The 13,769-nt window shown below is 69.6% G+C and carries 14 protein-coding genes; 12 read left to right on the forward strand and 2 right to left on the reverse strand.

Annotated elements, in window-relative coordinates; genetic code table 11:
* Positions 1-167: 167 nt before the first annotated feature.
* The 7 genes from ACIRD7_RS19115 to ACIRD7_RS19145 all read left to right on the forward strand — a co-directional run bounded on the left by ACIRD7_RS19115 (position 168) and on the right by ACIRD7_RS19145 (position 8,259).
* A complete protein-coding gene (locus ACIRD7_RS19115) occupies positions 168-962 on the forward strand; it encodes an enhanced serine sensitivity protein SseB C-terminal domain-containing protein (RefSeq protein ID WP_403454473.1) in 795 nt (264 codons plus the stop codon).
* 362 nt (positions 963-1,324) lie between these two features.
* Complete coding sequence (locus ACIRD7_RS19120; RefSeq protein ID WP_403454475.1) at positions 1,325-2,323, forward strand: ABC transporter permease; 999 nt, start codon at positions 1,325-1,327, stop codon at positions 2,321-2,323.
* A gap of 37 nt (positions 2,324-2,360) precedes the next feature.
* Positions 2,361-4,133, forward strand: coding sequence for an ABC transporter substrate-binding protein (locus ACIRD7_RS19125; protein WP_403454476.1), 1,773 nt, complete (start codon positions 2,361-2,363; stop codon positions 4,131-4,133).
* Positions 4,134-4,202: 69 nt separating this feature from the next.
* Positions 4,203-5,210: an ABC transporter permease gene (locus tag ACIRD7_RS19130; RefSeq protein WP_403454478.1), complete on the forward strand. Its 1,008-nt coding sequence runs from the start codon at positions 4,203-4,205 to the stop codon at positions 5,208-5,210.
* Positions 5,207-6,304, forward strand: coding sequence for an ABC transporter ATP-binding protein (locus tag ACIRD7_RS19135; RefSeq protein ID WP_403454480.1), 1,098 nt, complete (start codon positions 5,207-5,209; stop codon positions 6,302-6,304). The genes ACIRD7_RS19130 and ACIRD7_RS19135 overlap by 4 nt, the downstream gene beginning before the upstream one ends.
* The gene (locus ACIRD7_RS19140) at positions 6,301-7,539 is read left to right on the forward strand and encodes an ABC transporter ATP-binding protein (RefSeq protein ID WP_403454482.1); all 1,239 of its coding nucleotides are present in this window, start codon (positions 6,301-6,303) and stop codon (positions 7,537-7,539) included. The genes ACIRD7_RS19135 and ACIRD7_RS19140 overlap by 4 nt, the downstream gene beginning before the upstream one ends.
* A 63-nt stretch (positions 7,540-7,602) precedes the next feature.
* A complete protein-coding gene (locus ACIRD7_RS19145) occupies positions 7,603-8,259 on the forward strand; it encodes a trimeric intracellular cation channel family protein (RefSeq protein ID WP_403455099.1) in 657 nt (218 codons plus the stop codon).
* Here the strand turns inward: ACIRD7_RS19145 and ACIRD7_RS19150 are convergent.
* The gene (locus ACIRD7_RS19150) at positions 8,168-9,406 is read right to left on the reverse strand and encodes an alpha/beta hydrolase (protein ID WP_403454483.1); all 1,239 of its coding nucleotides are present in this window, start codon (positions 9,404-9,406) and stop codon (positions 8,168-8,170) included. The genes ACIRD7_RS19145 and ACIRD7_RS19150 overlap by 92 nt on opposite strands.
* Before the next feature lie 176 nt (positions 9,407-9,582).
* On the opposite strand from ACIRD7_RS19150, the gene ACIRD7_RS19155 reads away from it, so the two are divergent.
* Together ACIRD7_RS19155 and ACIRD7_RS19160 are read left to right on the forward strand one after the other, a co-directional pair.
* Positions 9,583-10,446 (forward strand): thioesterase family protein, encoded by an 864-nt coding sequence (locus tag ACIRD7_RS19155; RefSeq protein WP_403454485.1) that lies wholly within the window; start codon positions 9,583-9,585, stop codon positions 10,444-10,446.
* A gap of 146 nt (positions 10,447-10,592) precedes the next feature.
* Positions 10,593-11,009 (forward strand): hypothetical protein, encoded by a 417-nt coding sequence (locus ACIRD7_RS19160; RefSeq protein ID WP_403454487.1) that lies wholly within the window; start codon positions 10,593-10,595, stop codon positions 11,007-11,009.
* Between the two features lie 116 nt (positions 11,010-11,125).
* On the opposite strand, the gene ACIRD7_RS19165 is transcribed toward ACIRD7_RS19160, so the two are convergent.
* Positions 11,126-11,752, reverse strand: a complete 627-nt coding sequence (locus ACIRD7_RS19165; protein WP_403454488.1) for a TetR family transcriptional regulator — start codon at positions 11,750-11,752, stop codon at positions 11,126-11,128.
* Positions 11,753-11,970: 218 nt separating this feature from the next.
* Between ACIRD7_RS19165 and ACIRD7_RS19170 the strand changes: the two genes are divergently transcribed.
* The 3 genes from ACIRD7_RS19170 (at position 11,971) to ACIRD7_RS19180 (ending at position 13,739) form a co-directional block, all read left to right on the forward strand.
* Entirely contained in the window at positions 11,971-12,123 is a 153-nt protein-coding gene (locus tag ACIRD7_RS19170) for a hypothetical protein (protein WP_403454489.1), read from the forward strand.
* Positions 12,124-12,166: 43 nt separating this feature from the next.
* Positions 12,167-12,445 carry a DUF4190 domain-containing protein gene (locus tag ACIRD7_RS19175; protein WP_403454490.1) on the forward strand — a complete coding sequence of 93 codons (279 nt, stop codon included), beginning with the start codon at positions 12,167-12,169 and terminating at the stop codon, positions 12,443-12,445.
* 124 nt (positions 12,446-12,569) lie between these two features.
* Positions 12,570-13,739 carry a cysteine desulfurase family protein gene (locus ACIRD7_RS19180; RefSeq protein WP_403454491.1) on the forward strand — a complete coding sequence of 390 codons (1,170 nt, stop codon included), beginning with the start codon at positions 12,570-12,572 and terminating at the stop codon, positions 13,737-13,739.
* Positions 13,740-13,769: the final 30 nt, after the last annotated feature.

The following is a 13,769-nucleotide window of genomic DNA, read 5'->3' on the forward strand; positions in this document are numbered from 1 at the left end:
CCCGCGACCGGGGCGCGCGGTGGTGCCGAGGTGCGGCCCCGGCGCGTGGGCGCGTGCGACCACGAACGACCCGCGAGCCGCGATGCGGCGGCAAGTTCCGAGCTCTTGCGCGGGATTAAGCTAGGGGCACAGTGCGGGCAAGGTGTTGTACGGAGGGGCGGTAGAAAGTGAGCGCTGGCACAACCTCGACCGGTCAGGTCGAGCACATGCTGCGCCAGGTGACCCCCGGGCGCTATGACGCCTACGAGGCACTCCTGCGCGCGCTCGCCACCCCGGACGCCGGCCGGATCTGGATGCTGCTGTGGCACGGCCAGGCAGGCTCCCCGGACGCCCAGTACGGGAACATGGAGGTCGAAGGGTACGGCTACGCCCCCTGCGTCACCTCCGCCCAGGAGCTGTCGGCCAGCGGCTGGAACCGCGGCTACGAGGTGGTCGACGGCGTCGACGTGGCCCGCGCCCTCTACCCGGACCACTACGGCCTCTGGCTCAACCCGCACGCCCCGGGCGGCGGCGTCGGCATCCCCTGGCTCGACCTGCGCCGCATCGCCACCGGCCTGGACCGCCAGCCCGCCGGACCGCTGCGGCTGACGGAGCCCGGCATCGAGATCCCGCAGTTCTACGCCCTGCTCGCGCAGAACGCCCACCGCACCCCCGCCGTGCGCTCCCTGCGCCGCGCCTGGGTGCAGCCGGCGCTCGGCGCGCCGTATCTCGCCATCGGGCTCGACGTGTACGACACCAGCCCGCCCGCGGTGGACTCGGTGCGCTCGATGATGCTGCAGTCGCTCGGCGCGGTTCCGGACGGGCTGCCGGTGTCGACCGTGGCGATGTCCGACGAGGACGACCCGGTCGCGATGTGGATGCGCGCGAGCGCCCGCCCGTTCTACGACCGCGAGGCGCACGCGGCTCCCGCGCAGGCCCCCGCCGGCGGCTACGGTTACCCACCGGCACAGGGCCGTTACTGATCATTCGGCCAGCTAACCTACCGTTCAGTCGGCAACCCGACTTCGTAGGTGCACACGCCCGCTGACTGCGTTTTCATAGGCACATCTTCGCGCGTAGATGCGATCGGAAGGTCCCGGTCCGCCCTCATACGCCCCAAGTGGCGCGCGTCCGCCGTCCGTTACCCGCTGTTCGGATAACGGAACCCCCCAGACAGCATCACGGTTGCGCATCCTTTCCCCGCCAACTCTGGCAACTGATCGCCGATGCGTTGAAGACTCCCCGCAAGACACGGGCCGGTCGGTCCTGTGTACGAGAACGAGCGGACCGCTACAGCGGCAGCCAGGGGGTCGACAACCGTCGGCCGAGAGGGGTCAATCTCACCGTGACCGCACCGATCGAGACAACGGGAGCGGCGGCCGAAGCGCAGCCCGAGGCCGTGCTCTCCGGCGTCAAGAAGAGTCAGATCGAGGGGCGTTCCCTGGGGCAGATCGCCTGGTCCCGCTTCAAGAAGGACAAGGTGGCTGTCGCCGGCGGGATCATCGTGATCCTGCTGATCCTGCTCGCGATCCTCTCCCGGCCCATCCAGGCGCTGTTCGGCCTGGACCCCAACGCCCTGAACCAGGATCTGATCGACCCCAACACCTCGCTGCCCAAGGGTGACTTCGGCGGCATGAGCTGGGACCACCCGCTCGGTGTGGAGCCGAAGTTCGGCCGGGACATCGCCACCCGCATCCTGGAGGGCTCCTGGGTCTCGCTGGTCGTCGCCTTCGGTGCCACGCTGCTGTCCAACACGATCGGCGCGATCCTGGGCGTCGTGGCCGGCTACTACGGCGGCCGCGTCGACACGATCATCAGCAGGCTGATGGACACCTTCCTGGCGTTCCCGCTCCTGCTGTTCGCGATCGCGATCTCGGCCACCCTGCAGGGCGGTGCCTTCGGCCTGGAAGGGCTGCCCCTGCACATCAGCGTGCTGATCTTCGTCATCGGCTTCTTCAACTGGCCCTATCTGGGCCGCATCGTCCGGGGTCAGACACTGGCCCTGCGCGAGCGGGAGTTCGTCGACGCCTCCCGGGGGATGGGAGCCAAGGGGCCGTACATCCTCTTCAGGGAGCTGCTGCCGAACCTCGTCGGCCCGATCATCGTCTACTCGACGCTGCTCATCCCGACCAACATCCTCTTCGAGGCGTCCTTGAGCTTCCTCGGCGTCGGCATCCAGCCCCCGCAGGCCTCCTGGGGCGGAATGATCAACCAGGCGGTCGACTACTACCAGGTCGATCCACAGTTCATGATCGTTCCGGGCCTCGCCATCTTCGTGACCGTCCTGGCGTTCAACCTGCTCGGCGACGGTCTCCGTGACGCTCTCGACCCGCGCAGCCGCTGATCCGCGGCCGCAGCGAGAGTCCCAAAGATTTCCAACAATGGAGGGGAAGCACACCATCATGCGAAGGTCAGTGCTGGCCGCGGTCGCGGCAGTCGGCAGTGCGAGCCTGCTGCTTTCGGCTTGCAGCAAGGCCGATGACAACTCGGACAACAACGGAAACAAGTCGGCTGGGGCCAACGCAGCGACCAAGGGTGTCGTCAACGCCTCCACCCAGAAGGGTGGGACGGTCACGTACGAATACTCCGACGTCCCTGACTCCTTCGACCCCGGCAACACGTACTACGCGTACATGTACAACCTCAGCCGGCTCTACGCGCGCCCGCTGATGACGTTCAAGCCCGCGGCGGGCGAGGCGGGCAACGAGCTCGTCCCGGACCTCGCGGCGAGCAAGGGCGTGCCGAGCGACGGCGGCAAGACCTGGACGTACAAGCTGCGTTCGGGCCTGAAGTACGAGGACGGCACGCCGATCACCTCGAAGGACGTCAAGTACGCCGTCGAGCGCTCCAACTTCGCGCGTGACGTGCTCTCCCTCGGCCCGAACTACTTCCAGCAGTTCCTCGAGGGCGGCGACAAGTACAAGGGTCCCTACAAGGACAAGAGCGCCGAGGGCCTGAAGTCCATCGAGACGCCGGACGACACCACGGTCGTCTTCAAGCTCAACCGTGCCTTCCAGGAGTTCGACTACCTGGTCGCGACGCCGCAGACGGCTCCGGTGCCCCAGGCCAAGGACAAGGGCATCGACTACGTCAAGAGCATCGTCTCCTCGGGCTCGTACAAGTTCGAGAGCTACGACGAGGGCAAGCAGGCCGTCCTCGTCCGCAACGAGAACTGGGACGCCAAGACGGACCCGCTGCGCAAGCAGTACCCGGACAAGATCGTCGTCAAGCTCAAGGTCAACGCCGAGACGATCGACCAGGACGTCCAGGCCGGTACGGCGATCGACCTCGGCGGCGGTGGCGTCCAGGCCGCGACGCAGGCCAAGGTCGTCAACAACGCGGACCTGAAGGCGAACACCGACAACACCTACGGTGGCCGTCTGGTCTACCTGGCGATCAACAACCAGGTCGCGCCGTTCGACAAGGTCGAGTGCCGCAAGGCCGTCCAGTACGCCATCGACAAGGTCTCCGTGCAGACCGCCGAGGGCGGCCCGATCCGCGGTGACATCGCCACGACCGTCCTTCCGCCGGACATCCCGGGCTACCAGAAGGCGGACGTCTACGCCACGGAGGGCAACAAGGGCGACGTCGCCAAGGCCAAGGAGCAGCTGAAGGCCTGCGGCAAGTCGACCATCAGCACCAACATCTCGGCGCGCAGCGACCGTCCGCAGGAGATCGACGCGGCCACCGCGATCATCGCCTCGCTGAAGAAGGCCGGCATCAACGCCACCCTCAAGCAGTACCCGTCGGGCAAGTACTTCACCGACTACGCGGGTGTGCCGACCTTCGACAAGAAGCAGAACATCGGTCTGCACATGATGCAGTGGGGTGCCGACTGGCCGTCCGGCTACGGCTTCCTGCAGCAGATCCTGCACGGTGACGCGATCGGTGCGTCCGGCAACACCAACCTCTCCTACATCGATGACAAGCAGATCAACGAGCTGCTCGAGAAGGCCATCGCGACGGAGAGCGACACCGAGCGCAACAGCCTGTACGCGGAGATCGACAAGCGTGCGATGGACCAGGCCGCGCTCGTCCCGCTGACCTACTTCAAGGTCCTGCTCTACCGCCCCGCCAACTTCACCAACCTGGTGTCCACGGCGGCCTTCAGCGGTCAGTACGACTACCTCAACATCGGCACGACCAAGAAGTAGCCCCGGAAGGCAGGTGAAGGCATTGGTGCCCGCGGGCTCAGCGGCCCGCGGGCACCAGCGCCGGTCCCCGTGATCTCGTACATCCTCCGTCGGACGCTCGCGGCAGTGATCCTGCTGCTGGTCGTCACCGCGGTCACCTTCGCGATCTTCTTCCTGCTGCCACGGATGGCCGGCCAGACCGCCGACCAGCTCGCGCAGCAGTACATCGGAAAGAGCCCGACGAAGGCCGACATCGCCGCGGTCAAGCAGAACCTCGGTCTGGACCAGCCCCTGTACGTCCAGTACTGGCACTTCATCAAGGGGATCGTGGCCGGCGCCACCTATGACCTGGGCCCCACCACGGCGCATTGCAACGCGCCGTGCTTCGGCTACTCCTTCAAGAACCACGTCGAGGTGTGGCCGCAGCTCACCTCGCGCCTTCCGGTGACCCTCTCGCTGGCGGCCGGCGCGGCCGTGATGTGGCTGGTGTCCGGTGTGCTCATCGGCGTGATCTCCGCGCTCAAGCCCCGCAGCTTCTTCGACCGCACGTTCATGGGTGTCGCGCTCGCCGGCGTCTCGCTGCCCATGTTCTTCACGGGCAACCTGGCGCTGCTGCTCTTCACCTTCCAATGGCCGATCTTCGGCCGCACCTACGTACCGTTCACCGAGAATCCGGCGCAGTGGGCCAACACGCTCTTCCCGGCCTGGTGTTCGCTCGCCCTGCTGTACTCCGCCATCTACGCGCGGCTCACCCGCTCGGGCATGCTGGAGACGATGAACGAGGACTTCATCCGCACGGCCCGCGCCAAGGGCCTGCGCGAGCGCAACGTCGTGGCCCGGCACGGGCTGCGGGCCGCACTGACCCCGATCATCACCGTCTTCGGTATGGACCTGGGCCTGCTGCTCGGCGGCGCCGTGATCACGGAGACCGTGTTCTCCCTGCCCGGCATCGGCCAGTACGCGGTGCAGGGCATCACCGACAACGACCTGCCCCCGATCCTCGGCGTCACCCTGCTGGCCGCCCTCTTCGTCGTGATCGCAAATCTCCTGGTGGACCTGCTCTACGCCGCCGCCGACCCGCGCGTGAGGCTCTCGTGACCGAACTCTCCAAGACCGGTGCCGCCGTGGGCGAGCCCACGAGCTCACCCTCGAACGGATCCGACGCCTTCCTCTCGGTCCGGGACCTCAAGGTGCACTTCCCGACCGACGACGGCCTGGTCAAGTCCGTCGACGGGCTCAGCTTCGAGGTGGAGAAGGGCAAGACCCTCTGCATCGTGGGCGAGTCGGGCTCCGGCAAGTCCGTCACCTCGCTGGCGATCATGGGCCTGCACCGGCTCGGGGCGCGCGGCAAGAACGTGCAGATGTCCGGCGAGATCTGGCTCGGCGGCAAGGAGCTCATCTCCGCCGAGCCGGACGAGGTCCGCCGGCTGCGCGGCCGCGAGATGGCGATGATCTTCCAGGACCCGCTGTCCGCGATGCACCCGTACTACACGATCGGCAACCAGATCGTGGAGGCGTACCGGGTCCACCACGACGTCAGCAAGAAGGTCGCGCGCAAGCGGGCCATCGAGATGCTCGACCGGGTCGGTATCCCCGAGCCCGCCAAGCGTGTCGACGGCTACCCGCACGAGTTCTCCGGCGGTATGCGTCAGCGCGCGATGATCGCCATGGCGCTGGTCAACAACCCCGAGCTGCTCATCGCGGACGAGCCGACGACCGCCCTCGACGTGACCGTCCAGGCGCAGATCCTCGACCTCATCCGCGACCTGCAGAAGGAGTTCGGCTCCGCGGTCGTCCTCATCACCCACGACCTCGGCGTGGTCGCCGAGATCGCCGACGACGTCCTGGTGATGTACGGCGGCCGGTGCGTGGAGCGCGGCTCCGTCGACGACGTCTTCGAGCGGCCGCAGCACCCCTACACCTGGGGCCTGCTGGGCTCGATGCCGCGCATCGACCGGGAGACCTCGGACCGGCTCATCCCCGTCAAGGGGCAGCCGCCGAGCCTCATCAACGTCCCCTCGGGCTGCGCCTTCCACCCCCGCTGCCCGTACGCGGACATCCCCAAGGGCGATGTCACCCGTACCGTGCGCCCGGATCTCCAGCCGGTCGGCAGCGGACACTTCTCCGCGTGCCACCTCTCGGCGGAGGACCGTACGCGGATCTGGACCGAAGAGATTGCGCCGAAGCTGTGAGTGAGACGAAGAAATCGGACGCGGCCGTCCCGGCGCAGGCGTCGGCTCCCGCCGCGGAGCGCGAGGTGCTGCTCAAGGTCGAGGGCCTGCAGAAGCACTTCCCGATCCGCAAGGGTGTCCTCCAGCGCCAGGTGGGCGCCGTCAAGGCGGTCGACGGCATCGACTTCGAGGTGCGCAAGGGCGAGACCCTCGGCGTGGTCGGCGAGTCCGGCTGCGGCAAGTCGACCATGGGCCGGGTCATCACCCGGCTCCAGGACCCGACGGGCGGCTCGATCCACTTCGAGGGCAAGGACATCACGCGGCTGAACACGGCCGGGATGCGCCCGCTGCGGCGGGACATCCAGATGATCTTCCAGGACCCGTACGGCTCCCTGAACCCCCGGCACACCATCGGCGGCATCGTCTCGGCGCCGTTCCGGCTCCAGGGCGTCGAGCCCGAGGGCGGGGTGAAGAAGGAGGTCCAGCGGCTCCTGGAGCTGGTGGGTCTGAGCCCCGAGCACTACAACCGCTACCCGCACGAGTTCTCCGGCGGTCAGCGCCAGCGCATCGGCATCGCCCGGGCGCTCGCCCTGAAGCCGAAGCTGGTCGTGGCGGACGAGCCGGTGTCCGCGCTGGACGTGTCGATCCAGGCGCAGGTCGTGAACCTGATGGACGACCTCCAGGAGGAGCTCGGCCTCACCTACGTGATCATCGCGCACGACCTGTCCGTCGTCCGGCACGTCTCGGACCGGATCGCGGTGATGTACCTCGGCAAGATCGTCGAGCTCGCCGACCGCACCTCGCTGTACGAGGCGCCGATGCACCCGTACACCAAGGCCCTGATGTCGGCCGTGCCGGTGCCGGACCCCAAGCGCCGGGGAGCCAAGAGCGAGCGCATCCTGCTCCGCGGTGACGTTCCCTCGCCGATCGCCCCGCCGAGCGGCTGCCGCTTCCACACCCGGTGCTGGAAGGCGACGGAGGTCTGCCGGACCACGGAACCGCCGCTGATCGAGCTGCGCCCCGGTCAGCGGGTGGCCTGCCACCACCCGGAGAACTTCGAGGACCAGCAGCCGCAGGACACGGTCCTGCTGTCCGTGGCCAAGGAGGCGGCGGAGCTGGTGCCCACGGAGGTGTCCGCGGCGGAGCCCGAGCAGGAGCCCGCGGAAAAGCCCGCGGTGGCCGAGAAGGCTCCCGAGGCGGAGGCCGACGAAACCTCCGGTGACACGCCCGAAGAAACTTCGGACGACAAGAAGTAACCCAGCCCTGGCCCCCGCCTTCCTTTGCAAGGCGGGGGCCTTGTGCTGCGCAAGAATGTACGGGTGCTCCAGCAACTGTTCAGCCCGTCCGTCCAGCACACGCTCGACCTGATCGGCATCTTCGTCTTCGCGATCTCCGGCGCCCTGCTGGCCGTCCGCAAGAACTTCGACGTCTTCGGCATCGCCGTCCTCGCCGAGGTCACCGCCCTCGGCGGCGGGCTGTTCCGGGACGTGGTCATCGGCGCCGTGCCGCCGGCCGCCTTCACGGACCTGGGGTACTTCCTCACCCCGCTGCTCGCCGCGCTGCTCGTCTTCTTCCTCCACCCGCACGTGGAGCGCATCCAGACCGGAGTGAACGTCTTCGACGCGGCGGGCCTCGGACTGTTCTGCGTCGCCGGGACGACGAAGGCGTACGACTACGGCCTCAACCTCACCGCCTCCGTCGCCCTGGGCCTCGCGACCGCCGTGGGCGGCGGTGTGCTGCGTGACGTCCTCGCCAACGAGGTGCCGTCACTGCTGCGCTGGGACCGTGACCTGTACGCGGTCCCGGCGATCGTCGGCGCCACGATGACCGTCCTGTGCATCCACTACGACGCCCTGAACCCGCTCACCAGCACCCTCGCGGCCGTCACGGCCTTCGTGCTGCGGTTGCTGGCGATGAGGTTCCACTGGCGAGCTCCGCGTGCCTGGAACCGGCGGTCGACGGTGCGAGAGGAGTAGTCTCCGGCGCCGCACCGGCGCGCTGCGGTCCCCCCATCACCTCGGTCAGCCAGCGGAACGCCGGGACGACCTGCGGCTTCCACAGCGCCATGGTGTGCCCGCCGGCGCTGCTCGGGACGAACACCACGTTCACGGTCGTGGGCGCCTTCGCGATCCGCTTCAGAGCCATGGCCGCCTCGTAGCCGTCCTTCGGCTGACCGGACAGGTAGAGCGCGACGCGCGGCGGGACCCGGGACTCCTTGAGGATCACGTACGGGTTGTTCGCGGCCCGCAGGGCGGGGGACTTGCCGGCCAGCGACTGGGGTACGGCGATCGGGTCGTTGTAGCCGGACATGCTGACCGCGGCCCGGTAGCGGTCGGGGTGGGCGACCGCCAGCTTCGCCGCGCAGTGCGCGCCCGCCGAGTACCCGGCGACCGCCCAGCCGTCCGGCGCCGCCTGGGCCCGGAAGTTGTCCATGACCATCTTCGGCACGTCGATGCTGAGCCAGCTGTCGGCGTTGACCTTGCCCGGGATGTTCGCGCAGCCGGTGTCCTTGCCGGGCAGCAGGGTGGTGCGCGGCGAGACGATGATGAAGGGCTCGACCTGCCCGCCGCGCATCAGCGGGGCCAGCTGCTGGGGCGCGTCCATGGTGCCGTACCAGGCCTTCGACGAGCCCGGATAGCCCGGCAGCACCTCGACGACCGGGAACCTGTGGTTGCGGTAGGCGGGCTCGTGGTACTGCGGCGGCAGCCAGACGTTGACCTCGGCGTGCACCCCGGACACCCGGCCCTTGAGCTGCGTGACGAGCACTCCGCCCTCCGAGCGCATGCCCGGCCCCTTGCCCGGTCTGAAGGTCTGGCGGACCTTCGGGAGCTTCTCCAGGGAGATCCCGCCGGTGCCGTTCGCCCCGAGGTCGGCGGCCTCGTGCACATGGTCGCTGGTGCCGAGCAGGTCGCCCCAGTTGTCGTAGAGCTGGTTGGAGTTGTTGACCAGCGTGAAGACCAGGGCGACGGCGGTGCCCTGCGCGAACAGCACCATCAGCACCCGGGCGACGGCCCGCACCGCCTGGGGGCCGCGCACCCGCGACCAGAGGGCGAGCGGCAGCAGGACGGCGACGACGCACAGCACGACGAGCGTGTAGAGGAACGGGGTCCCGGTGAGACTCATGTCCTGATAGAGGGGGAGATCGGGCCCCGGGTTTCGGGCGAGCGGGACACTTACCGAAAAGTTGCCCGAATCTCGTCGAGCTGACAGACGGCCAAAGACGGGCCGGGACTGCCTCAAAGACGGGGCGGGGTCGAGAAAAGCTACCGCTTAGTAGTTAGCTGTTGTACCGTTCAGCCATGCCAGAAGCAGCCTCTGCCCCGACGGCCCCCCGGGCCACGATCGGCGACAGCGAGTTCGACCGCGACACCGCGGTCACCCGACGCGAGCCCGGCGTCTACGACATCGACCTCTCCGCCGGCTGGACCATCATCAGCGCCGTCAACGGCGGCTATCTGCTGGCCGTCCTCGGCCGCGCCCTCGCGGACGCACTGCCGCACGCCGACCCGTTCACGATCTCCGCGCACTACCTGACCGCGTCCCAGCCGGGCCCGGCGGTCGTCCGCACGGACGTCGTGCGCACGGGCCGGACCCTGTCCACCGGCCAGGCCTCGCTCTTCCAGTACGACGAGCAGGGCCGCGAGGTCGAGCGGATCCGCGTCCTCGCCTCCTACGGCGACCTGGACTCCCTCCCCGACGACGTCCGTACGACGGCCAAGGCGCCGGCGTTCCCGCCCATGGAGCACTGCTTCGGCCCCGAGGACGGCCCCGCCCCCGTCGACGGCAGCTCGGCCATCGCCGACCGCCTGATGCTCAAGCTCGACCCGTCCACCCTTGGCTGGGCGCTCGGACAGCCCTCCGGCAAGGGCGAGATGCGGGCGTGGTTCGGCCTGGCCGACGGGCGCGACGCCGACCCGCTCTCGCTGCTGCTGGCGGTGGACGCGCTGCCGCCGACCGCTTTCGAGATCGGGATCTCGGGCTGGGTCCCGACGGTCGAACTGACCGTGCACATACGCTCGCGCCCGGCGCCGGGCCCGCTGCGGGTGTCGATCACCACGCGCAACCTCGCGGGCGGGTTCCTGGAGGAGGACGCGGAGGTCTGGGACAGCGCCGACCGACTGGTCGCCCAGTCGCGGCAGCTGGCGCGGGTGCGGCTCGCCTGAGATCCGAGCGCAGGTGGGTGAGGTGACTTGAGGGGTGCTTTGCCCGGCGCACAGGTCGCCGACAGCGCGCCCTCAAGGAAGGCCCAAGCGGTGTTGGTCGAGTTCCCGCTCCAGGACTTTCCTCATCCTCCATGGAGCTGTCTCTCATGAAGCGTGCGCGTCTCCTCCCCGCCGCGGCCCTGCTGGCGCTCTCGCCCCTGGCCCTCGTGGCCTGCGGGTCCGGCGACTCGTCGTCGACCTCGAACAGCGGCAACCCGGGACAGCGGTCGTCCTCCTGTGAGCGGCCGTCGGGTGCGCCCAGCGGGGCGCCGAGCGGCGCGCCTTCGGGTCTGCCGAGCGGTGTGCCCTCGGGGGCGCCTTCGGCCGGGGCGTCCGGTGCGCCCAGTGGGGCCCCGGGCGGGGGCCAGGGCAGCGGGCAGGTCGGCGGTCAGGGCGGTCCCGGAGGCCAGGGAGGCGGCTGTGGCGGACCGGGTGGTGGCCAGGGCGGGGCGGCTCCCAGTGACGCGCCGAGCGGCGCCCCGAGCGGCTTTCCGAGCGTGCGGGCGTCGGCGACCAAGAGCTGACGCGGACGTCGCACGACGCCTTGCGTGTAGTACGACAGGGGCGGCACTCCCGATCGCCGGGGGTGCCGCCCCTCGTCGTACCGCCGGCACCCGAGTGGGCCGGCGGGCGCCGGTGTTCAGTCCAGCCAGTGCGCGCGGCCGATGCTGATCAGCCGCATCTGACGGGTGGCGACCTGGACGACCCCACCCCGCTCCTCCTCCGGCTTCTCCAGGGCGTCGAGGAAGAGCGAGGCCGTCATCAGCATCTGGTCGACGTAGAGGTTGGCGAGCATGAGGAGGTCGTCGTCGTTCCAGCCCTCGGAGACGGGGTCCTTGGCGAGCGCGACCTTCACCTCCTCGGCGAACCGGGCCAGTTGGTCCTGTATCGCCTCGCGCACCGACTGCACTCCGCCGTGCCGCTCGCGGGCGATGAAGCGGACGTGGGCCGGATGCGACTCGACATGACGGGCGATCAGCTCGACGGCCCGCTCGATGCGTTGGTCGCTGTCGCCGGCCGAGGAGACGATCGTGCGGATCATCGGGTGCAGGCTGCCGAGCGCCTCCTCGACGAGGGCGACCCCGAGGTCGGCGGTGGAGCGGAAGTGCCGGTAGAAGGCCGTCGGGGCGACGCCGACCGCGCGCGTGACCTCGCGCAGGCCCAGACTGCTCAGGCTCTGCTCCTCCAGCAGTCCCAACGCCGCGTCCAGGAGCGACTGCCGGGTCTTCTGCTTCTGGGCCTGCCGGATGCCGAGGGTGTGACTCATGCCATGCAGTTAACAACTGTTCTCTGGAATTGAAAAGTCGTAGGGCGCGCTAGACTTGGTGGTCAGTGAACAAGTGTTACTACAACTGTTCACCGAACTGTAACGAGAGAGATCGAAGCGAGAGACCTCGCAGTGAGAGATCTCGAAGTGTGAGGTCTCAAGGCTGAGGTCTCAAAGGCTGAGGTTTCTCAGACAGACCTCGGAGGGGGATCCGACCCATGCTGTTCCTCGTCGCCGCACTCCTGCTGCTGGGCGTGGTGCTCGGCGCCGTGGCCCACGCGCCGCTCGCCTTCACCGCCGTCACCGCCGCCGTGATCGCCGTCTGGCTTGGCGTCTTCGCCGCCCGCGAGCGGCACGCCCGCCGCAACTGACTTCGCCCACCCGACCGCACCGACACCTCAGGAGCTGACCGTCATGCATCTCACCGCACCGGCCACCGCCCGCCCCGGCAACCGCCCGCGCACCCGTGACGCGGACGGCATGGCCGTGGCGTCCTTCATCCTCGGCCTCCTCGGCCTGCTGGTCTTCAACATCTTCCTCGGCCCCGTCGCCATCGTCCTGGCCGCCGTGTCCCTGTGGCGGGGAACCGGCCGCAAGGGCCGGGCCTACCTGGGCATGGGCCTGGGCGTCGCCGACCTGCTGGTCCTGCTGGCGTTCGTGCAGATGGACAGCACGGTGTCCTGGAGCTTCTAGCGGGCCGAGGCGCGGCCCGCGGCGCCGGGAGGCTGCCGCTCAACGCCTTGCCCAGTACGGCCTCGATCGCCGGGCGGCCTTGACACCGGGCCTCTTACCGGCGCCCTTTAGAATCGTGGCCACCATGGCTTACCTCGACCACGCCGCGACGACCCCCATGCTCCCGGAGGCGGCAGAGGCTCTGACCGCCCAGCTGGGCGTCACCGGCAACGCCTCCTCCCTCCACGCATCCGGCCGCCGCGCGAGGCGCACTGTCGAAGAGGCACGCGAGACCCTCGCGGAAGCCCTCGGCGCACGCCCCAGCGAGGTCGTCCTCACCTCCGGCGGCACCGAGGCCGACAACCTCGCGGTCAAGGGCCTGTACTGGTCCCGCCGCGACGCCGACCCGGCCCGCACCCGCGTCCTGGCCAGCCCCGTCGAACACCACGCCGTCCTCGACGCCGTCCACTGGCTCGCCGAGCACGAGGGCGCCGACGTCGAGTACCTCCCCGTCGACTCCCACGGGCGGGTCCACCCGGACGCCCTGCGCGAAGCCATCGCCCGCGATCCCGCCGACGTCGCCCTGGCCACCGTGATGTGGGCCAACAACGAGATCGGCACGATCATGCCGATCCGCGAACTGGCCGACGTGGCCAAGGAGTTCGGCGTCCCCCTGCACGCCGACGCCGTCCAGGCCTTCGGCCAGGTCCCCGTCGACTTCGGCGCCTCCGGCCTCGCCGCGATGACCGTCTCCGGTCACAAGATCGGCGGCCCGTACGGCATCGGCGCCCTGCTCCTCGGCCGCGACCAGAGTCCCGTCCCCGTCCTGCACGGCGGCGGCCAGGAGCGCCACGTCCGCTCCGGCACCCTCGACGTCCCCGCCGTCGCCTCCTTCGCGGTCGCCGGCCGCCTCGCCGCCGAACAGCAGGAGTGGTTCGCCCGGGAGATCGGCGCCCTGCGCGACGCCCTGGTCGACGCGGTCCGTACGGCGGTCCCGGACGCGATCCTCGGCGGCGACCCGGCACCGCAGGGCCGCCTCCCGGCCAACGCCCACTTCACGTTCCCGGGCTGCGAGGGCGACTCCCTGCTGCTGCTCCTCGACGCCCAGGGCATCGAGTGCTCCACCGGATCCGCCTGCACCGCGGGCGTGGCCCAGCCCAGTCACGTCCTGCTGGCCACCGGCACCGACCCCGACCTGGCCCGCGGCACCCTCCGCTTCTCCCTCGGCCACACCTCCACGGAGGCCGACGTCGAGGCACTCGCCAAGGCGATCGGACCGGCGGTGGAACGGGCGCGGGCGGCGGGCCTCACCTAGGCCGTGTCCGCGACCGGGGTCGTGTCCGCG

Origin of the sequence: Streptomyces sp. NPDC093568 (genome assembly GCF_044764945.1) — a bacterium.
Taxonomy (GTDB): Bacteria; Actinomycetota; Actinomycetes; order Streptomycetales; family Streptomycetaceae; genus Streptomyces.